Below are 25,444 nucleotides of genomic sequence, written 5' to 3' on the forward strand. Positions count from 1 at the left end.
GGGCTGCCGACCCGCCTCTCGGCTCACGCGTCCCGCACGGGCCGCTGACCGGCCACTCGGTTGACGCGTCCGCCATGCGGTGCGATCGCGTGACCTGACCCGTCGGCGCCGACTGTCAGGACTCCTGCAGCGCGGCCTCTCGGAGCACGCCGTCGCGGATCTCCAGCACCCGGTCCGCGAGCGTGATGAGGCCGGGGTCGTGCGTGGCGACCAGCGCGGTGACGCCCTCGCTGCGTACGAGGGCGCGCAGCAACTGCATGATCTGGCGGCCCGTCTGGGAGTCGAGCTGCCCGGTCGGCTCGTCGGCGACCAGCAGCTTCGGCCGGTTGGCCAGCGAGCGGGCGATCGCGACGCGTTGCCGCTGGCCGCCGGACAGCTCGTACGGGCGTTGGTTGGCGTGCTGCTCCAGCCCGACGAGGGCGAGCAGCATGCGGATCCGCTTCTCCCGCTCCGCCACCGGCGTACGGCGGAGCCGCATGGGCACCCCGACGTTCTCGGCAGCCGACAGCACGGGGATCAGCCCGAACGACTGGAACACGAACCCCACCACGTCACGGCGCAGTTCCAGCAGGTCGCCGTCGGACATGGAGGTGACCTCCCGCCCCTCCACGACGACCCGGCCGGCGTCGGGCCGGTCGAGGCCGCCGATCTGGTTCAGCAGCGTGGTCTTGCCGGAGCCCGACCGGCCCCGGATGGCGATCAGCTCACCGGGGAACGCCTCGAACGACACCTCGTGTAGCGCGACGACCTCCTTGGGCCCGCTCCGGTAGACCTTGCGCAGGCCCTCCACCAGGACCAACGGCTCACTGCTCATGGGAGGGCTCCTCTCGGGCCGGCCATACGCCGATATGGTCGGACTCGAGTTCGAGGCGTACCCGGCGTTCCATCTCAAGGGCGTTCATGAAGTCGCGGGGGAGCTGTAGCCGGCCCACCCGGTCGAGCACCGCGTACTCCTCCGCCACGAGCCGGCCCTCGGCGTCCTCCCGGCGCAGCGTCTCGCTGCTGGTGCGCCCGTCGCGGATGCCGATCGTACGGTCGACCTGCTCCGACACGAGCGGGTCGTGGGTCACGATGACCACGGTGACGCCCAGCTCCCGGTTGGCCTTGCGCAGCGCGTCGAACACCTGGGCCGAGGTCTCGCTGTCGAGCTCACCGGTCGGCTCGTCGGCCAGGATGAGCTGGGGGGAGTTGGCCAGGGCGACCGCGATGGCCACCCGCTGCTGTTCGCCACCGGACAGCTCGGCCGGTCCGTGCCCGGCGCTGTGGCCCACGCCGAGCAGGTCCAGCAACTCCAGCGCGCGGCCTCGGCGGGCCTTGCCGGCCAGCTTCATCGGCAGCTCGACGTTCTCCCGCGCGGTCAGGTAGGGGAGCAGGTTGCGCGCGGTCTGCTGCCAGATGAACCCGACCACCTCGCGCCGGTAGCGCAGCCGGTCCTTGGCGGTCATCGCGAGCAGGTCCATGCCCGCGACCCTGGCCACGCCGGCGGTGGGCACGTCGAGGCCGGACAGCACGTTGAGCAGCGTCGACTTGCCCGAGCCCGACGCGCCCACGATGGCGACCAGCTCGCCGCGCTGGATGAGCAGGTCGAGCCCCTGCAGGGCGACCACCTCGACGCCCTCGGTCTTGTAGATGCGCACCAGGTTGTCGCAGACGATGTGCGCGTCGCCGCCGAAGGCGGCCCGTTCGACGCTCGCCTGGGCTTCCAGCTCGGACAGGGTCGGATTCACGTGAGCTCACCCACTCGAAGCGTGGCGCCGAGGGCGCGGCGGCGGCTGATGGCGGTGTGGACGTAGGCGCCGAGCACGGCCGCGAAGGCGAGCCCGGCGGCCAGGAACGCGGGCGTGACCAGGTCGAGGTCGAATTCGCCGACGGCCACTCCGCCCGCGTAGGAGGACAGGTCCACGCCCGGCCCGAGCGCCGCGGGCAGGCCGAGGCCGAGCGCCAGGCCGACGACCGCGGTGATGAGGATCATCGGGAGCACCTCCAGCACGGTCAGCCGTTGCGCCTGCCGGTCGGACAGCCCGAGGGTGCGCAGGAACGACAGCGCTCTGGCCCGCTCGGCCGCGCCGATCACCAGCGTGACGACGACCGCGACGAGCGCGTACGCGGCCAGCGCGATCGTGGTGACGAGCAGCACGCTCCGGACGGTGGTGGTCAGCGGCCCGCCCTCGATCGAGGCCAGCTCCGCGGCCTGCGTGGTGACGGTGGCGCGCGGCGATCCCGACGCCTTGAGGACGGCCGCCGGATCCGCGTCGCCCTTGATGAGCAGTGCGTTGACCGACGGGCGTTCGTTCACCTCGAAGGGCAGCACCAGGAACGGCTTGCCGGAGAAGAACCCGGGCACCGAGGAGACCACGCCGCGCTCGGTGACCTTGGCCCGCCTGAGCCAGCCGACGTCGATGGTGCCCCGCCCGCGTAGCTCGGGTGAGACCAGCGCGGGGACACCGGACGGCACGCCCGGCATGGCCGGCACACTGATCGGCGCGCCTGCCAGCACCCGCCGCCACCCGTCCAGGTCGACCGCGATGGCGTCGGCCCGCTCGCCGCCGTAGCCGAGCTGAACCTGGGCCGTCTGCGCGGGCACGACGAGCTCCACGCCCGGCACCCGGCGGACCCGTTCGACGGCGTCGGGCGGCAGCTCGACGGCCGAGGTCAGCCTGATGGGCGCCCCCGCGTTCTGCCAGGAGGCCAGCCGCTGGGTGTCGGCGATGCCGCCGGAGATCACCGAGGCGAACACCGAGACACCGAGTGCGGGCAGCAGGATGAGCACCGGCAGCACGCTGCCGGACCGCGCCCGGGCCGCCCTGGTCAGCCCCAGGAACGGAACGGCCGGTCGGCGGCGGGCGGCCAGGCGTACGAGCAGGCGCAGTGGATACGGGTAGCAGCGGATCGTGATCAGCGCGGCGGCCACCGTCAGGGCGATCGGCACGAACAGCAGGAACGGGTCGTCCCCGGCGCCCTCGGCGGTCAGGCCGCGGCTGCGCAGCAGGTAGGCGCCGGCCAGTGCGAGCACCACGACCAGCGCCTCCAACGTGATCCGCCGGGCCGAGGGCCGGGTGGTGACCACGTCGTCGCGGCGTTCGTGCAGCGGCGCGCGATGCGTGAGCGCCAGTCGCGCGGCGGCGAACCCGGCGGCGGTGACGACCACCAGCGCGGGCCCGGCGTGCACGATCCACGTCACCGGCCCGGGGATCAGGAAGGACAGGGCGTAGCCGGCCAGCGCGGCGGGCGCCACCGCGCAGGTCGTCAGCGCCGTGCCCGCCCCGGCGACCTGCCGCAGCGACCCGCCGCGTGCCCGCGCCAGCGCCAGCGAGTGGTCCATCCGGTCGGTCAGCAGGTGCACGGACAGCACGATCACGCCGAGGGCCACCGCCAGCAGGCCGCCGAGCACCAGGAACATCACGGTCCGCGCGGTGGCCATCGCGGCGCTGAAAGCGGTCAGCAGCTCGGGCAGGTGGGTCTCCAGCCAGGTCCGGGTGGACACGCTCACCGACCGCAGCGCGACCCCGCGGTCGAAGACGGTGATCGCGGTGGCGATCTCGGACGTCCCGAGTGACGAGAACGCCTCCGGGTCGACCGGCAGGACCCAGCCGTAGCGCAGGTTGCGGTCGGCGCCGCTCAGCTTGGCCAGGCCGCTGTCGGAGATCAGCGCGGTCGTGCGCCTCTCCGGGTCGAGCTTGCCGGGCGGCTGTGTCTCGGTGACGCGCAGAACGTCGCCGTGGTGGCTCCAGTAGCGGTCGGCGGGGTCGGTGGCCGCGAACACACCGACGATCCTGACCGCCGCGGGGTGACTCTCCCCGATGATCGCCACGTCGCCGAGCCGGAGGCCCATCTTGGCGCGGGCCTCGTCGACGACGCCCACCTCGAACACCGGGATGGTCGCCTGCTCGTACGCCATGGTGGAGGGCGCGCCTGGAGCTCGGCCGTCGATCCAGCGGACCCGCCGGTCGGCGTCGGACAGCCAGGCCAGGTTGACGAACCGCATGCCGCCGGACCCGCGGACCGGCGTGTCGTACGTCTTGGCGCTGGCGTGGCCGGTGGAGGCGCCGGCCGGGACCACGAGCGGACGCAGCGGCCCGGGCAGGAGCGCCCGGTACTCCGCGTCCCTGGAGTCGAACTGGGCGCGCTCGATCAGGTCGTCCTCGCGGGAGTTCGCCGCGACCCGTACGGTGAGATCGACCTGCGAGGCCCCCGCGCCGCGCAGCGACTCGCGCAGCGCGTCGTCGAACGAGCCCTGCACCAGCCGGGGCAGCCCGGCGACGAGCAGGCAGGCGCTCAACGTGAGCACGGCGAGCACCGCCATCGTGCCGAGGTGCGCCCGGGCGAGCGGCAGGATCCTCACTGGTCCTCCCCGATGCGGAGCACGCGGCCGAGCCCCTGACCCCGCAGGTGCCGCGCCAGCCCGGCGACGATGGCGAACAGCAGCACGGCCACCCCTGCCAGCAGGCCGCCGGTCGCGAGCCACGGAATGTCGAGGACCACGCCGGGCGTGACGGCAGCCGCCTGCCCGGTGAGCACGATGTGCGGCACCACGAGGACCCCGACCACGACCGCGAGCACGGTCCCGGCGATCAGCGACAGTCCGATGACGAACGTCTGCTCGATGGCCAGCAGTCCGAACACCTGCCGGAAGCTCACGCCGAGCGCCCGCAGGATGGTGAACTCCGACATCCGCTCCCTGGCCGCGACCACGGCGTTGACCAGGAACCCGAGGGCCGCGAACACCAGCGCCGCGACGAAGCCGAGGATCAGCGCCCCCTGCAGGCCGGTGGCCAGCGGGTCGTCCTGGAGTTGGGCGGCGAGCGCGCGCTGCTCGACGACGGTGACGTCCCACCCGGGATTGCGCTTCAGCGCCGCGTGCGCGGGCCCGGCGTCGCCGCCCTCGGCGGCGAGCCACCACTCGGTCGCGGGCCGGGCGAGCTGCCCGGCCGCGAGCCCGATGGCCTGCAGGTCGCTCCAGTCGACGAGCACCGCCTGCTGGTCGGGCGCCGTCGCCGGCATCCGGTCCACGATGCCGGCCACCCTGATGTCGACGGTGTTGCGATCCAGGCTGACGCGTCCGACCTCGCCGGTGGCCAGGTCGAGCGTGGCGGCGAGGTCGGCCGTGAGCACCACGGGCAGCGCCCAGGCCGTCGAGGACGCGCCGAGGGCGAGCGCGACCGGCTGCGATCCGACGACGCCCAGGGTGGCGGGTAAGGGGATCGGCCCGCCGTCGGCGCTCAGCCCGGTCAGCGTGACCGTCGGGGCGCCGCTCTGGGGCCGGCCCGTGACCAGGCCGCGGATCGACAGCGGGTAGCTGATCTTCCCGCTCCGCCCGGCCAGCGTCGTGAGGTCCACCTCGATCCGGTTGTCGCCGGTGCGCAGCACGCCCAGCGGCAGCTCGCGCCACACGTCGAGGGCGTCGGAGACGACCAGCCGGAGCGGCGCGTCCATGTCCGTCCGCGCCCGTACGGTCAGCGTGGCCGGGCGGCCCGGGAGCTCCAGGGTCGCGGCGCGCGGGACGCCCTCACGAAGCGCGCGGGACAGGTCGGCGACCGGCCGCGCCGACAGGTCGGGACGGAGCTGGAACACGTCCTCCAGCTTGGCCGCGTCGAGCCCGAGCAGGACGGCGTCCTCGCCGCCGAACTCGACCTGGCCGCGGAAGGCGGGCGAGAGCGCCGTGACGCCCGGCAGCGCGGCGAACGCCGTCCCCCGGCCGAACGTGCCCAGCTCGGGCCCGTTCGGCGGCCCCGAGATCCGCAGGTCGGCCCCGGCCTGATGGCGGGCCTGGTCCTGCTGCGAGGTGCGCCAGGTGGACGCCGTGGCCATGGACACGATGCCGATCGCGATCGCCATGGTCAGCAGCAGCGCCGGGCCGGCGTACCTGAGCGGGCGCCTGCTCACCTGCCGGGCGCCGAGCGCGGCGGCGAACGTGGGCCGCCCCTCGGTCAGCCGTTCGGCGAGCTTCGACACGCGCGGGACCAGGCGCAGTCCCAGCATGCCGCCGGTGAGCAGCGCCAGCGCCGGCCCGGAGATGATCAGCGGGTCGATGCCGAGGTCGCCGCCGGCCGTGGTGGTGACGGGGGCGCCGTAGTGGCGCAGCTGCCAGATGGCCAGCCCGGCCACCACCAGCAGCGCCAGGTCCGCGCCCGCCCGCTCGATCAGCCCGCGCCCGCCGCCGCGCCCGCGCGCCGACTGCTCCTCCACATAGGTACGGCGCGCGCCCGCCAGAGCCGGCAGCACGAGCAGCACGGCCGCCGCCAGGGCGACGCCGAACGAGACGAGGAACGTGCCCAGGTCGACCGGCGGCGCCAGCCGCACCCCCGAGGCGCTGATCCACGGCAGCGAGTTGACCAGCGCCAGCAGCGGCGGCCCGAGGAACGGCGCGATGATCGCGCACGGGATCGCCACCAGCAACGCCTCACCCCCGGCCAGGGACGCCAGCCGCGGCGTGCCCGCGCCCCGCGAGCGCAGCAGCGCGATCTCCATCCGGCGGTGGTCGGCCAGCAGCCGGGCGGTCAGCATGAGCGCGTACGCGGACAGCAGGAGCAGTTGCAGCACCGGGATCAACATGGTCGAGCGCGCGACCAGGGAGGCGGTGCCGAGCTGGGTGAGGAGCTCGGGCAGCCGGCTGGCGGCGGTGCAGGAGCCACAGCCGTTCGCGTGCAGCGCCGACCGCAGCTCGGCCACCCGGGCGGCGAGCGGACGCAGTTGCTCCGGCGTCAGCGCGCGCAGGTCGGGGACCGCCGTCCAGGTCGCGTTGACGTTGGTGGCGAAGCGGCCGAGGAACGTTTCGCGGGGCACCATGAGCGGGCCGTAGGTGGTGTACTCGCCTGTTTCGAGGCCCCGACTGAGCAGCTCCTCGCCGCTCCAGCGGTCGCCGAAGGGGTCGTTCAGCTGGAAGACGCCGGTGACGCGGACCTTGACCGGGTCGCCGTCGAGGCGGCTCTCGGTGGTGAACTCCTGGCCGGCCTTGAAGCCGGTCGCGGAGGCGGCCGACAGGGAGATGGACGCCTCGACCGTGTCGCCCTTCCCGGCGGCGGCGCCGGGCCAGGCGCCGGAGACGAGCCTGGCGTGCCGGTCGAGCCCGTCGTAGCCACCGAACCTGAGCAGCTCTGGCCGCTGGCGGCGCTCCTGGCCGGGCAGCACGTAGGAGTCGGAGCGGAAGCTGGTGGTGAGGTCCGCGGGCGCTCCGGCGTACGCCTCGCCGAACCGGGCGCGTACGGCCTGGTCCAGCCGGGGGAACGTGGCCGCCGTCACCGGCGCGCCGACGGTCGCGGCGACCTGGCCGAGCGAGGCGGTCTCCATGGTCCGGCGCACGCCCGCCTCGGCGATGGAGGAGGCGTACATGGTCAGCGCGACGAGCGTCGTGGTGGCCAGCAGAATCGAGCCGAACGCGGCCAGCAGCAGCATGGGCTGGCTGAACGCGCGCTTGACCACCAACGGCCCTCGCATGTGCCCCCTCTCGCCCGTCTAGATGAACTCTGGGCAAGGGCCGGACGGAGGGCAAGGGATCTTTCCATCGGTGACACAGCCGATGCGCCGCGGCGACGCGCGTGTGATATCGAAACTGTGACACAACCTGGGCAGTACGCCCATGTCGCTGAGCTAAGGAGACACGGAAACGCCGCACCCCTGAGGGAGTGCGGCGCTCGAAGAGACCAGGATTACTTGGCGGCCAGGGAGGCGGCCTGCTTGGCGATCGCGGACTTGCGATTGGCAGCCTGGTTCTTGTGGATGACGCCCTTGCTGACGGCCTTGTCCAGCTGACGGGCGGCGACGCGCTGGAGCGCGACGGCCTGCTCGACGTCACCCTGCTCGGCGGCCTCGCGGAACTTGCGGACAGCCGTCTTCAGGGAGGACTTGACCGCCTTGTTGCGCAGGCGGGCCTTCTCGTTCTGCTTGTTGCGCTTGATCTGGGACTTGATGTTCGCCACGAAGAAGCCTCGGTGAAAGTCTTGGTGATGGATGGGGCGCGCGGGCTCGAGAGAGGGCGCGCCACACGCAGTTGACCAGAGTACCAATAACCCAGGTCGTCGCTCAAATCAACGGCCCGGGGCGCTGGACTCAGGTCAGCCACTCGGTAGCGTACTCCCTCCAGTCCTCCTCCGTGGCGGCGAAGTCGACATAGAGGGCCAGCCCGAACCTTTCGCGCGCGCCGTGCGCCGACAGGGCCAGCTTGGCGCCCCGCGCGGCCGTGGCCACGCTCTCGGCCGCGTCGCTCCACGCCACGCCGTGGTCATGGTAGGCGGGAGCGCCCACGAACACGTGCTTGTCCTTGGGGGTCAGGTCGAGGGCCAGCTCGGCCTGCCGTACGACGTGGCCGCCGTACAGGGACTCCAGGGGCATGGCCGAGTCGTAGGTCATGATCGCCACCTGGTCGACCCGGTCGGCGACCTGCTTGAAGTACGCCTGCGACCAGTACTTGTCGTGGCCTCTGGCGATCCTGAACGCGGTGCGGGTCAGGGGATAGGGCTCGATCTGCGGGGTCGAGGTGGACAGCAGCGCGGTGTGCCGCCTCGTCTGCTCCAGCAGGTCGAGGAACTCGTTGTCGTCGTCGCCGATGGGCTCGAAGTTGTAGTGGACGCCGTCGAAGCCGGTCTTCATGACCGCGGCGACGCCGTCCAGCACGTTCGCCCTGGAACGGGGGTCGTCGAGGTCGAGGCGGCCGCCGTTGACCTTCTGGCCGAGCCAGGCGGAGACGCGGACACCAGGGAGATGCTTCTTCACCCATAGGACGAAATTTCGGGCGTTGGGGTAGCGGGCGGGATCGAGGCGGCCGTCGTGGCCGAACGGCCCGGAGTGCACGTACAGGTCCTTGATCCCCGTACGGCCGAGCCGGGCCGCGAGGTCCTTGACATCCTGCTCCGTACGCCGGCCGTCGACCCACATGTGGCCCATCCAGAGGGCGTCGTCGCCGGTGCTCTTCGCCCATGCCGCCGGGTCACCGGTAAACTGGACGCGGTACGCGCCGGCCAAGAGGCCGAGCAGCGCGACCACGACGACCATGGCAAGCGCGATCAGGCGCAGGCCGCGGCGAATGACGGTTCGGGCAATCATCCGAGCATGTCACCATGAAAGACGCTTGACCTCAACCCTGTCGAAACGAGCTTCGGTGCGCACTCAGCCTGGCCAGACCGACCCCGCGTTGATCCGCAACTTCTGCATCATCGCGCACATCGACCACGGCAAGTCGACCCTTGCCGACCGGATGCTGCAGATCACCGGTGTGGTCGACGACCGTTCCATGCGCGCCCAGTACCTCGACCGGATGGACATCGAGCGCGAACGCGGCATCACGATCAAGTCCCAGGCGGTCCGGCTGCCATGGGACGGCCACGTGCTCAACATGATCGACACGCCCGGCCACGTCGACTTCACCTACGAGGTCTCGCGGTCGCTGCAGGCCTGCGAGGGCGCCGTGCTGCTGGTCGACGCCGCCCAGGGCATCGAGGCGCAGACGCTGGCCAACCTCTACCTCGCCATGAACGCCGACCTGCACATCATCCCGGTGCTCAACAAGATCGACCTGCCGGCCGCGCAGCCCGAGAAGTTCGCCGACGAGCTGGCCGGCCTGATCGGCTGCGATCCCTCCGACGTGCTGCGCGTGTCCGGCAAGACCGGCGTGGGCGTGCGCGAACTGCTCGACCACGTCGTGCAGACGGTGCCCGCCCCGGTCGGCAACGCCGACGCCCCCGCCCGGGCACTGATCTTCGACTCGGTCTACGACACCTACCGAGGCGTCGTGACCTACCTGCGGGTGATCGACGGTCACCTGGGCAAGCGCGAGCGCATCCTCATGATGTCCACCAAGGCCGCGCACGAGACGCTGGAGATCGGCGTCATCTCGCCCGAGCCCAAGCCGTCGGACCTCGGGCTGGGCGTCGGTGAGGTCGGCTATCTGATCAGCGGCGTCAAGGACGTGCGCCAGTCGCGGGTCGGCGACACCGTGACCACGGTCGTCAAGCCCGCCGAGGAGATGCTGGCGGGCTACGACCATCCCCGCCCCATGGTCTTCTCGGGCCTCTATCCGATCGACGGCGACGAGTACCCCGAGCTGCGCGAGGCGCTCGACAAGCTCCAGCTCAACGACGCCTCGCTCATCTACGAGCCGGAGACCTCGGCCGCGCTCGGGTTCGGCTTCCGGGTCGGCTTTCTGGGCCTGCTGCACATGGAGATCATCCGCGAGCGGCTGGAGCGGGAGTTCGGCCTGTCGCTGATATCCACCGCGCCCAACGTCGTCTACCGCGTCGTGATGGAGGACGGCTCCGAGCTGACCGTGACCAACCCGTCGGAGTTCCCCACCGGCGGCAAGATCGCGCAGGTCTTCGAGCCGGTCACCAAGTCCACGATCCTGGCCCCGGCGGAGTTCATCGGCGCGATCATGGAGATCTGCCAGGGGCGCCGCGGCCAGCTGCTCGGCATGGACTACCTGTCGGAGGACCGCGTCGAGATCCGCTACACGCTGCCCCTCGGCGAGATCATCTTCGACTTCTTCGACCAGCTCAAGTCGCGCACCCGCGGTTACGCCTCCCTCGACTACGAGCCCGCGGGCGAGGAGGAGTCCGACCTCGTCAAGGTCGACATCCTGCTGCAGGGCGAGGCGGTCGACGCCTTCAGCGCCATCGTGCACAAGGACAAGGCCTACACCTACGGTGTCGACATGGCCAAGAAGCTGCGTGAGCTGATCCCCCGGCAGCAGTTCGAGGTGCCGATCCAGGCGGCCATCGGCGCCCGGGTCATCGCCCGCGAGAACATCCGCGCCATCCGCAAGGACGTCCTGGCCAAGTGCTACGGCGGCGACATCTCGCGCAAGCGCAAGCTGCTGGAGAAGCAGAAGGAGGGCAAGAAGCGGATGAAGATGGTCGGCCGGGTCGAGGTGCCCCAGGAGGCCTTCGTCGCCGCGCTGTCCACCGACTCCGGCGGCGACAAGCCCAAGAAGTAGCCGCGCGCGCCTGTCCTCGCGGCCCGGCGAGGCCAGGCGGCGAACGAGCCAGGCCGGCGAACGTGGCCAGGCGGCGAACGTGGCCAGGCGGCGAACGTGGCCGGCCTGCTACGACCGTCGCGCGCGAGATCTCCTTCCGCGCCGGGGATTCTGTCGGTGCGGTCGTCTACCTTCTGTCTCGAACACTCTTGCGACTGGAGTTAACGAGTGGAGGGTCCACAGTGATGCTTGACGTGATGGCCACTGAGCGGTTCGAGCGCGCCGCTGTGCTGGGGGTCGCGATGGCCGAGGAGTTGCGCCGGTTGCTGAGGCTGCACCTGACTCCCGCCGAGGTCGCGGAGGACGGCACCGTCCTGGTCGACGTGCCCTATCCCGACGCGGCGGTGGTCCTGGCGGTGCTCGACGTGGCCGCCGACTGCTTCGGCGCGCGGGGTGAGTCGGTCGAGGAGATACGCCAGGCCGCGCTGGAGACGCTCTTACAGCTGGCGGGATTCGAGACCGGGTCCCGGCTCCAGCTCGCCGGCTCCGGTGCCGCCACCTCCGGCCCGTGGGGGCGGGGTTGACGGCGGGCCCCGCAACCTTCCGGCCCGCGAGGGCTGACGCTCAGCGCGCGCCCGGGATCGGGGACACGAGAGAGAGGCCATTAACGGATCGCCGTCCAGGCGGAGCCTCGGTTAGCGTCTGAAGTATGCGCGTTATCTCGGTAAATATCGGGCGATCAGTCAAGGCGGAGTGGGCAGGCAAGGCTGGATGGACGGCCATCGGCAAAACGCCGGTGAGCCATCGGGTGGCGGTGCACGACAACGGGCTGACCGGTGACGAGCGGGCCGACAAGGAGGGCCATGGCGCGCCCAGCCATGCGGTCTACTCCTACGCCAGGGAAGACTACGACTGGTGGGAGGGGCAGCTCGGGCGTGAGCTGCCCGACGGCAGGTTCGGCGAGAACCTCACGACGTCGGGCCTCGACGTCAACGGCGCGCTGCTCGGCGAGCGGTGGCGGGTCGGCACCACCCTGCTGGAGGTGACCGGCCCCCGGGTGCCGTGCGTCGTCTTCCGCAACTGGATGGACGAGCCCGGGTGGATCAAACGGTTCACCCAGGCCGGGCGTCCCGGGGCCTACCTCAGGGTGGTGGAGCTGGGCGAGCTCGGCGTGGGTGACGAGGTGGAGATCGTGGCGCGGCCCGCCGAGAGCGTGACCGTCGCGGAGTCGTTCCAGGCCTACCACGGAGACAGGGAGCTGATGCGGCGCATCGTCGCCCTCCCGGGCCACGCGGCCTCCTGGGACAAGGCCGCGGCCCGCGTCCTGGGTGTCGGCGCGTCCTGACGCCCGTGCGGCGCGCCCCGGAGGGCGCGCCGCGAAGGATCACTCGGCAGGGATCACTCGGCAGGGATCACTCGGCAGGGATCACTCGGCAGGGATCACTCGGCAGGGATCACTCGGCAGGGATCACTCGCGAGGAGTCACCCGCGAGGGGTCACCTGAGCACCGAATACAGGGCGGTGGTGAGCGAGGCGCGGTCGTCGTCCTGGTCGAGCGACCACATCATCGACCCGCCCAGGTTCTTGAGCCGGATGTAGGCGGCCTTCTGCACGAGCACCGCCGGATCGTCGTACGACCACAGCTCGTTGCCGTCGTACGACCAGAGCGTGCCGGTGCGCAGGTCGCGGTGCCGCTCGCCGGGTTTGGCCACCAGGTCCTTGTAGTCCTCGGTGCCCGCGGCCCACTTGCCCGGCGCCGGGCCGGTGGCGGGCTGGTAGAGGCCGTCGCCGCCGCCGGTCACCCCGGTCCAGCCCTGGCCGTACGCAGGCACTCCGATCACCAGTTTGCGTCCGGGCGCACCACGTGACAGGTAGTCGCGTACGGTCTGGTCGACGCTGTAGCGCACCGGGTTGGGGTCTCGCCGGTCGGTGAGCAGGTTGGCGTTGTGCCCGGTCCGGGTCTCCCAGCTGCCGCGCAGGTCGTACCCCTGAACGGTGGCGAAGTCGAGCTGCCCGAACACCCGCGCCACCTCGAACCCCGCGTCGATCTTGGCCGTGGCGGCGGGCAGGAAGGCGGTCAGCAGCGAGGAGGCGGAGAAGGCGCGCAACTGGGCGCGCAGTTCCTCGACGAACAGCGTGAAGTTACGCCTGTCCTCGGGCCGGACGGTGTTGCCCTCGGCGCCGGACGAGCCGGGCCACTCCCAGTCCAGGTCGATGCCGTCGAACACGCCGGCGGCGGCCCCGGGCTCCAGGCCGGGCAGGTTGCCGCGCATCCACAGGTCGACGCACGACCGGGCCAGTCTGGCCCGGGACTCGGCGGTCAGCACGGCGTCGGAGAAGTGCGCGGACCCGGTCCACCCGCCGAGCGAGATCAGCGCCTTCAGGTGCGGATGCCTGGCCTTCAGCTTGCGCAGCTGGTTGAGGTTGCCGTTGAGCGCCTGGCCGGCTTCGTCGGCCACCCCGTCCACGCTCTGCTCGGCGGGCACCGGGCGCTGCCAGTCAGCCCACGGGTCGGCCGAGAAGCAGTCGCCTTCGGCGTTGACGAAGCCGAAGGCGTAGTTGAGGTGGGTGAGCTTGGCCGCGGCGCCGCTGGTGTCCACGTCTCTGACGTGGAAGTCGCGGCCGTACACACCCCATTGGATGAAGTAGGCGACCCGTTTGAACCCGGTGTGCGCCTCGGCGGGCACGGCGACCGCCGAGAGGCCGAGTAAGAGCGAGAGTACGAGCAGAAGCTTCTTCACGAGGCGGCTCCCGGAGACCTACTTATAGGAAACTTTCTTATAAGTAGACCGGATCGTAGGCCGGTGGGATCGGGCAGTCAATGGCAACGGGCAGACTGGAGGGGTGCCATCCATCCTCCCCGACGGAGATCCCGCGCCCTCCACCGGCGAGCTGCCCGAGAGCGCGCTGCGCGGCCTCGGCTCACGCCCGTTCGGCTTCTACGTGCACGTGCCGTTCTGCGTGACGCGCTGCGGCTACTGCGACTTCAACACCTACACCGCCGACGAGCTCGGCCCCGGTGCCGCGCACCGCGACTACGCCGATACGGCGATCGCGGAGATCCGCCTCGCGCGGCGGGTGCTCGGAGACGCCGACCTGCCGGTGCGGACCGTGTTCTTCGGGGGCGGCACCCCCACCCTGCTGCCCGCGGCCGACCTGGGCAGGATCCTGGCCGCGATCGACGCGGAGTTCGGCGTCTCGCCGGGCGCGGAGGTGACCACCGAGGCCAACCCGGAGTCGGTCGACCCCGCCTACCTGACGGAGCTCCGCGGGGCCGGCTTCACCCGGGTCAGCTTCGGCATGCAGAGCGCCCGGGAGCACGTGCTCAAGGTCCTCGACCGGCGCCATACCCCCGGCCGGGCCGCGCAGGCCGTCCACGAGGCCAGGCGGGCCGGGTTCGAACACGTCAACCTCGACCTGATCTACAGCACGCCGGGAGAGACCGACGACGACTGGCGCGCCTCGCTGGACGCCGCGATCGAGGCCGGGCCCGACCACGTCTCCGCCTACTCGCTCATCGTCGAGCAGGGCACCAGGCTGGCCGCCAGGATCCGGCGCGGCGAGCTGCCGATGCCCGACGACGACGTGGCCGCCGACCGCTACCAGCTCGCCGACGAGCTGCTGGAGAAGGCCGGCTTCCGCTGGTACGAGGTGTCCAACTGGGCGACCTCCGACGAGGCGAGGTGCCTGCACAACCTGCTCTACTGGACCGGCGGCGACTGGTGGGCGGCCGGCCCCGGCGCGCACAGCCACGTCGGCGGCACCCGCTGGTGGAACGTCAAGCACCCCGCCGCCTACGCCCGGCGGCTGGCCGAAGGCGCCTCACCCGCGCACGCCCGCGAGGTGCTCACCGCCGACGACCGCGAGACCGAACGCCTGATGCTGGAGCTCCGGCTCGCGTCCGGCTACCCGCTCGCCGACGTGGCCCCGGGCGCCCGCACGACCGTCGCGACCGCGCTCGGCGGCGGGCTGCTGGAGCCCGAGTCGTTCAAGACGGGGCGGCTGGTGCTCACCCTCAAGGGCCGGTTGCTGGCCGACGCGCTGGTGCGTGACCTGGTCAGCTGACCAGGCGGATGGCGATCGGGTAGCGGTAGTTCTCGCCCTTGTTGGCGGCTATCGCGGCCTGGATGTGGAAGATCAGCGACACGATCCAGACGACCGGCAGCAGCAGGAGCCCGATCAGGACGATCGTCAGCAGCCCGGCGACCATGTAGCCGATGAACATCGTGATCTGGAAGTTGAGCGCCTCGGCCGCCTGGTCGCGGACATAGGGCGACTCGTCCTTCTTCATCAGGTAGATGATCAGCGGGCCGACCCAGGACACGAGCAGGCCGAGCAGGTGGGCGAGCATCGCCATCGTGGTGTCGTCGGAGCCGGGGCGCGGGCCGTATCTTCCGGGCACATGCGGCGGCCGTTGCTGCGGGGCGCCGTAGCCCTGGCCGGGGTGCTGCTGGTAGCCGTATCCCGGCTGCTGGTAACCCGGGGGCGGGGTGGGCGGCTGGCCGTAACCGTAACCCTGCTCCGGGCTGGAGCCGGGCTGCTGCTGGTAACCCTGCCACTGGTCGGCGGGAGGCTGATGACCGGGCCGCTCGAACCCGGGCTGGGGCTGGTAGCCCGGCGCGGAGCCGGGTTGCGGCTGGTAGGGCCCTTGCGGGCCCGAGCCCTGCGGCGGGATGTCCGACTGTGAGATGCGCCGGGTGGCGTCGTCGTCCGGCTGCTGTTGGGGCGGGTCCTGGCTCACGATGCCTCCGTAACGAAGTCGATCAGTTCCTCGACCCGGCCGAGCAACTCGGGCTCCAGGTCGGCGTAGGTCGAGACGGCGCCGAGGATCCGCCGCCACGCGTCGGCCGGCTCCACGCGCCAGCCCAGGGCGGCGATCACGCCCTCCTTCCACGGTACCCCTCGCGGCACGTCCGGCCAGGCCGGGATGCGCAGCACGGAAGGCTTGACCGCCTGCCAGATGTCGACGAACGGGTGCCCGACGACCAGCACGTCCGGGGAGGTCACCTGGGCGGCGATCCGGCTCTCCTTGGACCCCGGCACCAGGTGGTCGACCAGCACACCCAGCCGGCGTCCCGGCTCCGGCCCGAACTCCTCAACGATCGCGGGAAGATCGTCCACGCCTTCGAGGTACTCGACCACCACCCCTTCCACGCGAAGGTCGTGACCCCAGATCTTCTCCACCAGGGCGGCGTCGTGCACGCCCTCGACGTAGATGCGGCTCTGCCTGGCCACCCTCGCCCGCAGCCCCTCGACGGTGATCGAGCCGGACGCGCTGCGCCTCGGCTCGCGGGCCGCGGCCGCCGCGGCCGGGCGGGTCAGCGTCACCACCTTGCCGTCCAGGAGGAACGCCGCGGGCGCCAGCGGGAACAGCCGCCGCCTGCCGAAGCGGTCTTCGAGCGTGACGGCCTCCTTGTCGCAGGCCACCACCGCGCCGCAGAAGCCGCTCTCGGCGTCCTCGACGACCAGATCGGGCTCCGCGGGCACCTGTGGGATCTTGCCCTTGCCCGGGCGCCGCCAGTTTTCCCGGAGAACATCGCCGTCGTACACACGGGGACCGTAGCAAATCACCCCGCCATCGCGAGTCGCTTGCGGCTGCCGCTCCGCCGTACCAGCACCACGATCGTCACGACGACACCGACGAGCAGACCGAGCCCGGGGATGAGCAGCAGCGCCGCCACGCCGCCCACGAGACCGCCCACCGCCGAGGAGGCGTCACGGCCCACGCCGAAGCGCGCGTCGGCCTGCTCCTGCGTCGCGCAGGTGAGCTGGTAGTCGCCCTGCGCGGGCGCGTTGATCACCAGGATGAGCTCCCAGCGGGTGGAGCCGACCGTGACCGTCTGGTTGGCCGCCGTGTTGGCGAGCCTGGCCGGAGCCGGTCCGCCGGAGATCTGGCAGGTGTAGTGCACCCGCGCGGTGCTGGCCAGGTAGATCACCGGCTTGTCGGCGGGGTTGATCGGCACCGTCACGCTTTCGCCGGCCGCGAACGTCGTGGTGGGCGCCAGGTGGCTGACGGTGCTGAAAATGCCGGTGACGAACAGCACCGCCCCGGCCAGCACGCAGACCAGCGCGACGCCCCAGCCGGCCGCGATCCACCACAGCTTCGGCCTGACCTGCTTGGGATCCACCGGCCCGGCGAACTGCGGCGAGCCGCTGAAGGGGCCCGGCAGGTAGGGCTGCTCGCCCTGTGGTGGTGGCGGGCCGCCATACTGCGGCTGACCATACCGCGGCTGCTCGCCGGAAGGCTGACCGTACGAGGGCGGGCCGTACTGGGGCTGGTCACCGTAGGAGGGCTGACCGTACTGCGGCGCCTGGTCACCGTAAGGGGGCTGACCGTACTGGGGCTGTCCGTACGGTGGTCGGCCCTGCGGGTGCTGGCCGTACTGCGGCGGCCCCTGCGGAGGCTGGCCGTATTGGGGCTGCCCATAACCCGGCTGCTGCCCGTGGAGCGGCTGGTCGTACGGGGGCCCCTGCCCGGGTTGAGGACCCGGCCCTGGCGGGGGGCCGGAGGACGGAGGCTGGGATTCGTCGGTCATGTCGGCCAGTCTGAGGCCTTTGGGCGGACGTACGCCAGCGGCGGGATGGAGATGTGTTATCGCACCTTGTGGGAGAGAGCCGTACACTTGGCACTCGGGAACACAGAGTGCTAGACCTGTCGTTTCCGTTGGGCAAGAGGCAGGAGGTGAGCACGTGCTCGATGATCGGAAACTGGCGGTGCTCCGCGCCATTGTCGAAGACTACGTGTCCACCAACGAACCGGTGGGCTCCAAGGCGCTCGCCGAGCGCCACAATCTGAAGGTCTCTCCGGCGACGGTCCGCAACGACATGGCCGCGCTGGAGGAGGACGGCTACATCACCCAGCCGCACACCAGCGCGGGCCGGGTGCCGACGGACAAGGGCTACCGTCTGTTCGTCGACCGGCTCTCGCAGGTCAAGCCGCTCTCCGGGGCGGAGCGCAGGGCGATCGAGACCTTCCTCGCGGGCGCCGTCGACCTCGACGACGTGGTGACCCGCACGGTGCGGCTGCTCGCGCAGCTGACCAGACAGGTCGCGGTGGTGCAGTATCCGACGCTGACCCGCTCGACGGTCAGGCACGTCGAGCTGGTGCCGCTGAGCGAGCGGCGCGTCATGCTCGTGCTCATCACCAACACCGGCCGCGTCGAGCAGCGCGTGATAGAGCTGCCCGAGGTGGTGGAGGACACCCGCATCGCCCACCTGCGCGCTGTGCTCAACTCCTGTCTCGACGGCTGCGGCCTGAGCAGTGTGCCCGAGCAGGTGGCCGACCTGCCCGAGCGGCTGCCGGTCGAGGACCGGCCCGTGGTGGCGACGATCCTCTCGGTGCTGCTCGAGACGCTCGTGGAGCGCCACGACGAGAAGATCGTGTTCGCCGGCGCGGCCAACCTGGCGGGCGCCGACTTCACCACCGGCCTGCGCGACGTGCTCGAGGCGCTGGAGGAGCAGGTCGTGCTCATGCGGTTGCTCGGCGAGACTTCCCCAGACATCCCGTCCGCGCTCACCGTGCGCATCGGCTCCGAAAACCCCTATCTCCACGGCACGTCCATCGTCGCGACCGGATACGGTTCTGGCGACAAGCAACTGGCCCGGCTCGGCGTGCTGGGGCCCACAAGGATGGACTATCCCGTGACGATGGGCGCCGTACGCGCGGTGGCACGCTACGTCAGCCAGATCCTGGCTGCATCATAAGAGGTCGATAAGTGGCAAACAGCGACTACTACGCCACCCTCGGGGTGCGACGTGACGCCGGTCAGGACGAGATCAAGAAGGCCTACCGGAGACTTGCCCGCGAGCTGCACCCTGACGTGAATCCCGACCCTGAGACCCAGGAGCGGTTCAAGGAGATCACGCAGGCCTACGAGGTGCTGTCCGACCCGAACAAGCGCCAGATGTACGACCTGGGCGGCGACCCCTTCGGCGGTGCGGGCGCGGGCGCCGGAGCGGGCGGTTTCGGTGCGGGCTTCCCGTTCAGCGACATCATGGACGCCTTCTTCGGCACCGCCGGCGGTGCGCGCGGGCCCCGGTCGCGGGCGCGCAGGGGCCGCAACGCCACGATCCGCGTCGAGCTCGACCTGCGCGAGACCGCGTTCGGCACCACCCGCGAGCTGGTCGTCGACACGGCCGTGCTGTGCGAGGTGTGCCAGGGCGCCGGCGCCGCGCCCGGCACCCACCCCGACGCCTGCGACATGTGCAACGGCCGCGGCGAGATCTCCCAGGTCACCCGCTCGTTCCTCGGGCAGGTCATGACCTCCCGGCCGTGTCCGCAGTGCGGCGGCTTCGGGTCGATCATCCGGCACCCGTGCCAGGAGTGCTCGGGCGACGGCCGCGTGCGCACCCGCCGCACCATCAAGGTCCGCATCCCCGCGGGCGTCGAGGACGGCACCCACATCCAGCTCGCCGGCGAGGGCGAGGTCGGTCCCGGTGGCGGCCCACCCGGAGACCTCTTCCTGGAGATCGTCGAGCGACCGCACGAGATCTTCGAACGGCGTGGTGACGACCTTCACTGCACCGTCCAGATCCCGATGACCGCCGCCGCGCTCGGCACCATCCTCGCCGTGGAGACGCTCGACGGCTCCGAGGAGGTCGACGTGCGGCCGGGCACCCAGTCGGGCCAGGTCATCACCATGTACGGCCGGGGTGTGCAACGGCTCAACGAGAGCGGCCGCGGTGACCTGCTGATCCACGTCAACGTCGAGACCCCGTTGCGTCTCGACCCGGCGCAGGAGGAGCTGCTGCGCGAGCTGGCCAAGCTGCGTGGCGAAGAGCGCCCTCCCGGCAAGTTCGCCCCTGGGCAGCAAGGTTTTTTTTCCCGTCTGCGTGACGCGTTCAACGGGAGGTGAGGTCGCCGCGCCGCGGCCGGAAGGATCGTCTCCGCGGGTCACCACCCGCGGAGCTGGGCGGGCGCCGGGTGGCGAGCGGGGCGATCGGCCACATCGCCGACCCCGCTTGAAGTGACGACGCGCGCCGATTCGCCGGGTGCTCGATTGACCGCCCATCGTGAGGATTCGAGGTGATCGCCGGTGACCGTGCCGGTTTTCCTGGCCGCCGATCTCGCGGAGCTCAAGGGACCCGAGGTGGTGCTCGACGGCCCCGAGGGGCGGCACGCGGCCGTGGTGCGCCGGATGCGGGCCGGGGAGCGGGTCGATCTGACCGACGGTGCGGGCGCGGTCGCCGAGTGCGTCGTGAGCGAGGTGCTGAAGGACGCGCTGAGGCTTGAGGTGACCGTTCGCCGGCAGGTGGCGGCCCCGAGGCCCCGGCTCGTCGTGGTGCAGGGCCTGCCGAAGGGCGACAGGGGTGAGCTGGCGGTCGAGATGATGACCGAGGTGGGCGTCGACGTGATCGTCCCCTGGGCGGCCTCGCGCAGCATCACCCAGTGGAAGGGCGACAAGGTGGCCAAGGCGCTCGGCCGGTGGCGCTCCACGGCCCGTGAGGCGGGCAAGCAGGCGCGCAGGTTCCACCTGCCGGAGGTGACCGAGCCGGCGTCCACGGCGCGGGTCGAGGCCCTGCTGGCCGAGGCGGCCCTGGGGTTGGTGCTGCACGAGGAGGCGGCCGAGCCGTTGTCCGGCAGGGAGTTGCCCGCCGATGGCGACGTCGTCGTGGTGGTGGGGCCCGAAGGCGGGGTCTCGGAGGACGAGCTGGCCAGGTTCACGGCGGCGAAGGCGGTGCCGGTGCTGCTCGGGTCCACGGTGTTGCGGACCTCGACCGCCGGGGTGGCGGCGGCGGCCGTGCTGCTGACCCGCAGCGGCCGCTGGTGAGCGCGGCCCTCAGGGCGTCGCAGGCGGCGAGCCGCCGAGCGGGCTCGCGATGTCGCCGGGGGTGGGGATCGGGTCGGCCGGCGGGCACTCGGTCTCGGGGCAGGCGCTGACGGGCGAGTCAGGCTCGGTGAGCGTCGGGGTGGGCGTGGGGGTGGGAGTGGCGGTCGGGCAGTCGTCACGCGGCTCGGCCGGCGTCTCCGGGACCGTGGGACATGGCGTGCGGGTCGGCGTCGGGGTCGGCTTCGGCTTGCTGGTCGACTTCGCGGTCTCGGACGGCTGCTGAGGCGGACGGCTGGTCGGGGGGACGATCACGACGTTAGGTGGTTCGGTCCGCTCCGTCGGCTCGGGCGACACGGCCCGGTTGGTGGAGGAGTTGGCAGGGGGAGTGGAGGTGTTCCTGATCTCCTGGACGGTCTCCTGCAGGACCTGCTGGCGCAGCTCGGGGACGACCATCACGATCGTTCCGGCCACCAGCACCGCGCTGGCCGCGGCCGCGCCCGCCCGCCACCAGAACAGGTTGCGCATCCCGCGCCGCTCGATGCGGGCACGGATGATCTCCAGACCTTCCGGCGAGGGCACGACCGTGTCCGCCTCCGCGCGCAGCACACGGCGTAGTACGTCGCCGTACTCGTCGGGGGGCTGGGTCATGACATCTTCTCCAGGACAGCTCGCAAGGCGGCCATGCCACGCGCGGTGTGGCTCTTGACCGCGCCCTTGCTGATGCCCATGGCGTGGGCGATCTCAGCCTCGGACAGATCACCGTAGTAACGGAGGACGAGTGCTTCTCTCTGACGTGTCGGCAGGGATCGGAGGGCCTCGATGACCGCTGAGCGTTCGAGCTCGCCGATCGCGCCGTTCTCGGCGCTCGGGGCGTCGGGCAGACCCTTGGGAGCGTACTTCTCGACGACCGCGCGGTGACGCAGCACGGAACGGGACCGGTTGACGACGGATTGTCGTAGGTAGGCGAGTGCTTTGTCGGGATCGCGCAGCCTGCGCCAGGCGCCATGAATGGCGACGAACGCGTCCTGCACGACTTCCTCGGCGGTTGCCATGTCGCGCACCAGCAACACAGCGAGACGCACTAAAGACCGAAAGTGCGCGCTGTAGAGCGCGGTCACGGCCATGTCGGCATCCCACCCGACCGGCACCGCCCCCATCGACCTGTCGGCCAGAAGGGTTTCGGTGGTCACATCAGTGGGACGCGCGGCCTTCCCAGTGGGTTTACGCTCTTCCGGTTCCTTTGGGGGCATTACCCAGTCGTGTCCTCGCCAGGTGGCCTCGCCCGACCCTGAATCGTCCTACTTTGCTGAAGTGTGGCACACCCACCCTAACCGCGAGGATCTTCCGGCGCACGGCACGCGGGATTACCGATTCGCAACGAGGCGCGGCGAATCGGACCCGCCAAGGTGGCGACGGGTCCGGTCGGTAAGGTGCTCCTGTGACCGACTGCCTCTTCTGCAAGATCGCGGCCAAGGAGATCCCAGCCGAGATCGTACTCGAGACCGACAGGGCTGTGGCGTTCCGTGACATCAACCCGCAGGCCCCCACCCACGTGCTGGTCATACCGAAGGAGCATCACGCGGACGCGGCGGCGCTGGCCCAGGCCGACGACGGGCTCGCCGACGATGTGATCAAGGCCGCGCACGCCGTGGCCGTCCAGGAGGGCGTGGCCGAGGGCGGCTACCGCATCGTGTTCAACACCGGGCCGGGCGCGGGGCAGACGGTCTTCCACGTGCACGCGCACATGCTCGGCGGGCGCGGCCTGTCGTGGCCGCCCGGTTGATATTGGCGCGAATGCCAGGCCTGGTCCCGGCTACGATGTGTGGAGAAGTACATCCGAACAGACCGGGAGGCATCAGGCCACGGGCCTGCCCATGTCCGAACTACACGAATCCCGACGGACTGCACCTCCTTCGCGCACTCAGGCCAAGGTGCTGATCCCAGACGATTATCCGATGGTCAGCCTCCTGGGCTCACGTGACGAGCTGCTGCGCGTCATCGAGGGCGCTTTCAGGGCCGACATCCACGTGCGTGGCAATGAGATCACCGTCACCGGCAGCCCCGACGAGAGCGGCGCCGTGGTGCGGCTGTTCGAGGAGCTGGTCGAGGTGCTGCGCAGTGGGGGCGAGCTGACCCCCGACGCGGTCGAGCGGAGCATCGCCATGCTGCGGATGACCTCCGACCGGCCCGCCGAGGTGCTGTCCCTCGACATCCTCTCCTCGCGGGGCCGCACGATCAGGCCCAAGACGGTCAACCAGAAACGCTACGTCGACGCGATCGACAAGCACACGGTCGTCTTCGGCATCGGCCCCGCCGGCACCGGCAAGACCTATCTCGCGATGGCCAAGGCCGTGCGCGCGCTGCAGGAGAAGCGGGTCAACCGGATCATCCTGACCCGTCCGGCGGTCGAGGCCGGAGAGCGGCTGGGCTTCCTGCCCGGCACCCTCTACGAGAAGATCGACCCCTACCTGCGGCCGCTGTACGACGCGCTGCACGACATGGTCGACCCCGACTCGATCCCCAAGCTGATGGCCGCCGGCACGATCGAGGTCGCGCCGCTGGCCTACATGCGGGGCCGCACCCTCAACGACGCCTTCATCATCCTCGACGAGGCGCAGAACTCCTCGGCCGAGCAGATGAAGATGTTCCTGACCAGGCTCGGCTTCAACTCCAAGATCGTGGTGACCGGTGACGTCACGCAGGTCGACCTGCCCGCGGGCACGACCAGCGGGCTGCGGGTCGTCCAGCAGATCCTCGACGGCATCCCCGACATCCACTTCGCCCGCCTGTCCAGCGCCGACGTGGTGCGTCACAAGCTGGTGAGCGAGATCGTCGACGCCTACGGCCGCTACGACGCGCTGCAGGAGCCGAGTGCCGCCAAACCCATCCAGCAGCGGGGCAGACGGCGATGAGCATCGAGATCAACAACGAGTCGGGCGCCGAGGTCGACGAGGAGGGCATCGTCGAGCTGGCCGGCTACATGCTCGGCGAGATGGGCATCAACCCGCTCGCCGAGATGTCCATCATGATCGTCGACGAGGCGGCCATGGCCGAGCTCCACGAGAAGTGGATGGGCGAGCCGGGTCCCACCGACGTGCTGGCCTTCCCGATGGACGAGCTGCGTCCCGGCGGCGGGGCGCGCGGCGACGCCGAGGGGCCCACCGACCCGGCGCTCCTCGGCGACGTGGTGCTGTGCCCGCAGGTGGCCGCCCGGCAGGCGGCCGAGGCGGGTCACGACACCCGTGACGAGCTGGAGCTGCTGTGCACGCACGGCATCCTCCACCTGCTCGGATACGACCACGCCGAGCCTGACGAGCACAAGGAGATGTTCGGTCTGCAGGCCCGGCTCCTCGAGTCGTGGCAGGAGGTGCGCAGCTCGCGGTGAACGTCTGGTTGCCTCTGGCCGTCGTCCTCGTGGTGATCGGCGGACTGATCGCCAGCGTGGAGACGGCACTGACGCGCATTTCCCGGGTGCGGGCCGAGGCGTTCGTACGTGACGGCAGGCGCGGCGCCGAGCGGCTGCAGGCCATCGTCAACGATCCGCCGCGCTACCTCAACCTGCTGCTGCTGCTCAGGCTGAGCTGTGAGCTGGTCGCCACGGTGATCGCCACTCTGTTGTTCATCGACCTGATGAGCGACCAGGGCTGGGCCTACTTCGCCGCGGCGGCCATCATGATCGTGGTCAGCTACGTGATCGTCGGCGTCATGCCCCGCACCCTGGGCCGCCAGCACGCCGGGCCGATCGCCCTGGCCGGCGCCCCCGTGGTCTACGGTCTGACCCGCATCTTCGGCCCGCTGCCCAAGCTGCTCATCCTGCTCGGCAACGCGCTGACCCCCGGCAGGGGCTTCCGCGACGGCCCGTTCACCTCCGAGGCCGAGCTGCGCGACCTGGTCGACCTGGCCGAGGAGCGCCGGATGATCGAGCCGGACGAGCGCGAGATGATCCACTCGGTCTTCGAGCTGGGCGACACGCTGGTCCGCGAGGTCATGGTGCCCCGCACCGACATGGTCTTCATCGAGCGGGGCAAGACGCTCAACCAGGCGCTGTCGCTGGCGTTGCGCAGCGGGTTCTCCCGCATCCCGGTGGTGGGCGAGAACGAAGACGACGTCATCGGCATCGCCTATCTCAAGGACATCGCCCGCAGGGTGCACGAGGCGGGCCAGGACAGCAGCAAGGAGAAGGTCGAGTCGATCATGCGTCCGGCGACGTACGTGCCGGAGAGCAAGCCGATCGACCAGCTGCTGCGCGAGATGCAGGCCCGGCAGATCCACCTGGCGATCGTCATCGACGAGTACGGCGGCACCGCCGGGCTGGTCACGATCGAGGACGTCCTGGAGGAGATCGTCGGCGAGATCACCGACGAGTACGACCAGGAGGCGCCCCGGGTCGAGCCGATGCCCGACGGCGCGCTCCGTGTGACGGCCCGGATGCCGGTCGACGAGCTGGCCGAGCTGTTCGACACCGAGATCGAGGTCGACGACGTGGAGACCGTGGGCGGGCTGCTGGCCCACGCGCTCGGCCGGGTGCCGATCGCCGGGTCGCAGGCCGACGTGGCCGGTCTGCGGCTCACCGCCGAGAGCCTGGCCGGCCGCCGCAACCGCATCAGCACCGTGGTGGTCCGCCGCGTCGCGCCGCCCGAGACGGACGTCAGGCCGGTCGCCGCCGCGCAGGACTGACCGTCGCCTCCGTCGGCAGCCGACGCTGTAAGGATGCGGCAGGTGTCAGTGTTGCGGGCGATTGTGGCAAGTGTTCTACAAGTCTTCTGCAAGC

General features: G+C 71.0%; 23 protein-coding genes. 11 read left to right on the forward strand and 12 right to left on the reverse strand.

All coding sequences use genetic code 11. The features are described from left to right. Positions 1-115: 115 nt before the first annotated feature. The 6 genes from IEY82_RS09725 to IEY82_RS09750 all read right to left on the reverse strand — a co-directional run bounded on the left by IEY82_RS09725 (position 116) and on the right by IEY82_RS09750 (position 9,039). Positions 116-814, reverse strand: a complete 699-nt coding sequence (locus tag IEY82_RS09725) for an ABC transporter ATP-binding protein (RefSeq protein ID WP_189123698.1) — start codon at positions 812-814, stop codon at positions 116-118. Continuing rightward, complete coding sequence (locus tag IEY82_RS09730) at positions 804-1,727, reverse strand: ABC transporter ATP-binding protein (protein WP_189123699.1); 924 nt, start codon at positions 1,725-1,727, stop codon at positions 804-806. The genes IEY82_RS09725 and IEY82_RS09730 overlap by 11 nt, the downstream gene beginning before the upstream one ends. After that, entirely contained in the window at positions 1,724-4,342 is a 2,619-nt protein-coding gene (locus tag IEY82_RS09735; RefSeq protein ID WP_189123700.1) for an FtsX-like permease family protein, read from the reverse strand. Before IEY82_RS09735 ends, IEY82_RS09730 begins: the two co-directional genes overlap by 4 nt. Beyond that, positions 4,339-7,434 carry an ABC transporter permease gene (locus IEY82_RS09740; RefSeq protein WP_189123701.1) on the reverse strand — a complete coding sequence of 1,032 codons (3,096 nt, stop codon included), beginning with the start codon at positions 7,432-7,434 and terminating at the stop codon, positions 4,339-4,341. The genes IEY82_RS09735 and IEY82_RS09740 overlap by 4 nt, the downstream gene beginning before the upstream one ends. Before the next feature lie 212 nt (positions 7,435-7,646). Next, on the reverse strand, positions 7,647-7,916 hold the full coding sequence (gene rpsT / locus IEY82_RS09745; protein WP_189123702.1) for a 30S ribosomal protein S20: 270 nt from the start codon (positions 7,914-7,916) through the stop codon (positions 7,647-7,649). Positions 7,917-8,046: 130 nt separating this feature from the next. Next, positions 8,047-9,039 carry a glycoside hydrolase family 18 protein gene (locus IEY82_RS09750; protein ID WP_189123703.1) on the reverse strand — a complete coding sequence of 331 codons (993 nt, stop codon included), beginning with the start codon at positions 9,037-9,039 and terminating at the stop codon, positions 8,047-8,049. Positions 9,040-9,094: 55 nt separating this feature from the next. On the opposite strand from IEY82_RS09750, the gene lepA reads away from it, so the two are divergent. The 3 genes from lepA (at position 9,095) to IEY82_RS09765 (ending at position 12,248) form a co-directional block, all read left to right on the forward strand. Beyond that, the gene (lepA, locus tag IEY82_RS09755; protein ID WP_225262541.1) at positions 9,095-10,924 is read left to right on the forward strand and encodes a translation elongation factor 4; all 1,830 of its coding nucleotides are present in this window, start codon (positions 9,095-9,097) and stop codon (positions 10,922-10,924) included. 236 nt (positions 10,925-11,160) lie between these two features. Further along, on the forward strand, positions 11,161-11,487 hold the full coding sequence (locus IEY82_RS09760) for a hypothetical protein (protein ID WP_189123705.1): 327 nt from the start codon (positions 11,161-11,163) through the stop codon (positions 11,485-11,487). Positions 11,488-11,612: 125 nt separating this feature from the next. Beyond that, positions 11,613-12,248, forward strand: a complete 636-nt coding sequence (locus tag IEY82_RS09765) for an MOSC domain-containing protein (RefSeq protein ID WP_189123706.1) — start codon at positions 11,613-11,615, stop codon at positions 12,246-12,248. A gap of 151 nt (positions 12,249-12,399) precedes the next feature. On the opposite strand, the gene IEY82_RS09770 is transcribed toward IEY82_RS09765, so the two are convergent. Beyond that, on the reverse strand, positions 12,400-13,644 hold the full coding sequence (locus IEY82_RS09770; RefSeq protein WP_189123707.1) for a glycoside hydrolase family 18 protein: 1,245 nt from the start codon (positions 13,642-13,644) through the stop codon (positions 12,400-12,402). 103 nt (positions 13,645-13,747) lie between these two features. On the opposite strand from IEY82_RS09770, the gene hemW reads away from it, so the two are divergent. After that, complete coding sequence (gene hemW, locus IEY82_RS09775; protein WP_189123708.1) at positions 13,748-14,968, forward strand: radical SAM family heme chaperone HemW; 1,221 nt, start codon at positions 13,748-13,750, stop codon at positions 14,966-14,968. Here the strand turns inward: hemW and IEY82_RS09780 are convergent. Genes IEY82_RS09780 through IEY82_RS39000 form a run of 3 tightly spaced genes read right to left on the reverse strand, consistent with a single transcriptional unit; the run spans position 14,961 to position 17,439 of the window. Further along, complete coding sequence (locus IEY82_RS09780; protein WP_189123709.1) at positions 14,961-15,644, reverse strand: DUF4870 domain-containing protein; 684 nt, start codon at positions 15,642-15,644, stop codon at positions 14,961-14,963. The genes hemW and IEY82_RS09780 overlap by 8 nt on opposite strands. After that, a complete protein-coding gene (locus IEY82_RS09785; RefSeq protein ID WP_189123710.1) occupies positions 15,641-16,453 on the reverse strand; it encodes a DUF3097 domain-containing protein in 813 nt (270 codons plus the stop codon). The genes IEY82_RS09780 and IEY82_RS09785 overlap by 4 nt, the downstream gene beginning before the upstream one ends. A gap of 17 nt (positions 16,454-16,470) precedes the next feature. Continuing rightward, on the reverse strand, positions 16,471-17,439 hold the full coding sequence (locus IEY82_RS39000; protein ID WP_225262542.1) for a YccF domain-containing protein: 969 nt from the start codon (positions 17,437-17,439) through the stop codon (positions 16,471-16,473). Positions 17,440-17,593: 154 nt separating this feature from the next. On the opposite strand from IEY82_RS39000, the gene hrcA reads away from it, so the two are divergent. The 3 genes from hrcA to IEY82_RS09805 all read left to right on the forward strand — a co-directional run bounded on the left by hrcA (position 17,594) and on the right by IEY82_RS09805 (position 20,673). Next, positions 17,594-18,607, forward strand: coding sequence for a heat-inducible transcriptional repressor HrcA (gene hrcA / locus IEY82_RS09795; protein ID WP_189123711.1), 1,014 nt, complete (start codon positions 17,594-17,596; stop codon positions 18,605-18,607). 11 nt (positions 18,608-18,618) lie between these two features. After that, positions 18,619-19,758: a molecular chaperone DnaJ gene (gene dnaJ / locus IEY82_RS09800; RefSeq protein ID WP_189123712.1), complete on the forward strand. Its 1,140-nt coding sequence runs from the start codon at positions 18,619-18,621 to the stop codon at positions 19,756-19,758. A gap of 180 nt (positions 19,759-19,938) precedes the next feature. Then, positions 19,939-20,673, forward strand: a complete 735-nt coding sequence (locus IEY82_RS09805; protein ID WP_189123713.1) for a 16S rRNA (uracil(1498)-N(3))-methyltransferase — start codon at positions 19,939-19,941, stop codon at positions 20,671-20,673. Positions 20,674-20,682: 9 nt separating this feature from the next. Here IEY82_RS09805 and IEY82_RS09810 read toward each other — a convergent pair whose 3' ends face one another. Next, positions 20,683-21,321 carry a hypothetical protein gene (locus tag IEY82_RS09810; RefSeq protein WP_189123714.1) on the reverse strand — a complete coding sequence of 213 codons (639 nt, stop codon included), beginning with the start codon at positions 21,319-21,321 and terminating at the stop codon, positions 20,683-20,685. Beyond that, a complete protein-coding gene (locus IEY82_RS09815; protein ID WP_189123964.1) occupies positions 21,318-21,830 on the reverse strand; it encodes a SigE family RNA polymerase sigma factor in 513 nt (170 codons plus the stop codon). The genes IEY82_RS09810 and IEY82_RS09815 overlap by 4 nt, the downstream gene beginning before the upstream one ends. Positions 21,831-22,111: 281 nt before the next feature. Between IEY82_RS09815 and IEY82_RS09820 the strand changes: the two genes are divergently transcribed. The 4 genes from IEY82_RS09820 to IEY82_RS09835 all read left to right on the forward strand — a co-directional run bounded on the left by IEY82_RS09820 (position 22,112) and on the right by IEY82_RS09835 (position 25,350). After that, on the forward strand, positions 22,112-22,456 hold the full coding sequence (locus tag IEY82_RS09820; protein ID WP_189123715.1) for a histidine triad nucleotide-binding protein: 345 nt from the start codon (positions 22,112-22,114) through the stop codon (positions 22,454-22,456). 91 nt (positions 22,457-22,547) lie between these two features. Beyond that, a complete protein-coding gene (locus IEY82_RS09825) occupies positions 22,548-23,585 on the forward strand; it encodes a PhoH family protein (RefSeq protein WP_189123716.1) in 1,038 nt (345 codons plus the stop codon). After that, positions 23,582-24,058 carry an rRNA maturation RNase YbeY gene (ybeY, locus tag IEY82_RS09830; RefSeq protein ID WP_189123717.1) on the forward strand — a complete coding sequence of 159 codons (477 nt, stop codon included), beginning with the start codon at positions 23,582-23,584 and terminating at the stop codon, positions 24,056-24,058. The genes IEY82_RS09825 and ybeY overlap by 4 nt, the downstream gene beginning before the upstream one ends. After that, positions 24,055-25,350, forward strand: a complete 1,296-nt coding sequence (locus IEY82_RS09835; protein WP_189123718.1) for a hemolysin family protein — start codon at positions 24,055-24,057, stop codon at positions 25,348-25,350. The genes ybeY and IEY82_RS09835 overlap by 4 nt, the downstream gene beginning before the upstream one ends. Positions 25,351-25,444 lie beyond the last annotated feature (94 nt).

This window comes from Nonomuraea cavernae (genome assembly GCF_014646355.1).
Taxonomy (GTDB): domain Bacteria; phylum Actinomycetota; class Actinomycetes; order Streptosporangiales; family Streptosporangiaceae; genus Nonomuraea; species Nonomuraea cavernae.

What these genes read in the sequence shown, in the direction of transcription:
- IEY82_RS09740 (WP_189123701.1), bottom strand. Translation starts at nt 7,434, where the DNA reads ATGCGAGGGCCGTTGGTGGTCAAGCGCGCGTTCAGCCAGCCCATGCTG.
- ybeY (WP_189123717.1), top strand. Translation starts at nt 23,582, where the DNA reads ATGAGCATCGAGATCAACAACGAGTCGGGCGCCGAGGTCGACGAGGAG.
- IEY82_RS09725 (WP_189123698.1), bottom strand. Translation starts at nt 814, where the DNA reads ATGAGCAGTGAGCCGTTGGTCCTGGTGGAGGGCCTGCGCAAGGTCTAC.
- IEY82_RS09750 (WP_189123703.1), bottom strand. Translation starts at nt 9,039, where the DNA reads ATGATTGCCCGAACCGTCATTCGCCGCGGCCTGCGCCTGATCGCGCTT.
- IEY82_RS09815 (WP_189123964.1), bottom strand. Translation starts at nt 21,830, where the DNA reads ATGGGGGCGGTGCCGGTCGGGTGGGATGCCGACATGGCCGTGACCGCG.
- IEY82_RS09825 (WP_189123716.1), top strand. Translation starts at nt 22,548, where the DNA reads ATGTCCGAACTACACGAATCCCGACGGACTGCACCTCCTTCGCGCACT.
- IEY82_RS09765 (WP_189123706.1), top strand. Translation starts at nt 11,613, where the DNA reads ATGCGCGTTATCTCGGTAAATATCGGGCGATCAGTCAAGGCGGAGTGG.
- IEY82_RS39000 (WP_225262542.1), bottom strand. Translation starts at nt 17,439, where the DNA reads ATGACCGACGAATCCCAGCCTCCGTCCTCCGGCCCCCCGCCAGGGCCG.
- IEY82_RS09810 (WP_189123714.1), bottom strand. Translation starts at nt 21,321, where the DNA reads ATGACCCAGCCCCCCGACGAGTACGGCGACGTACTACGCCGTGTGCTG.
- IEY82_RS09760 (WP_189123705.1), top strand. Translation starts at nt 11,161, where the DNA reads ATGGCCACTGAGCGGTTCGAGCGCGCCGCTGTGCTGGGGGTCGCGATG.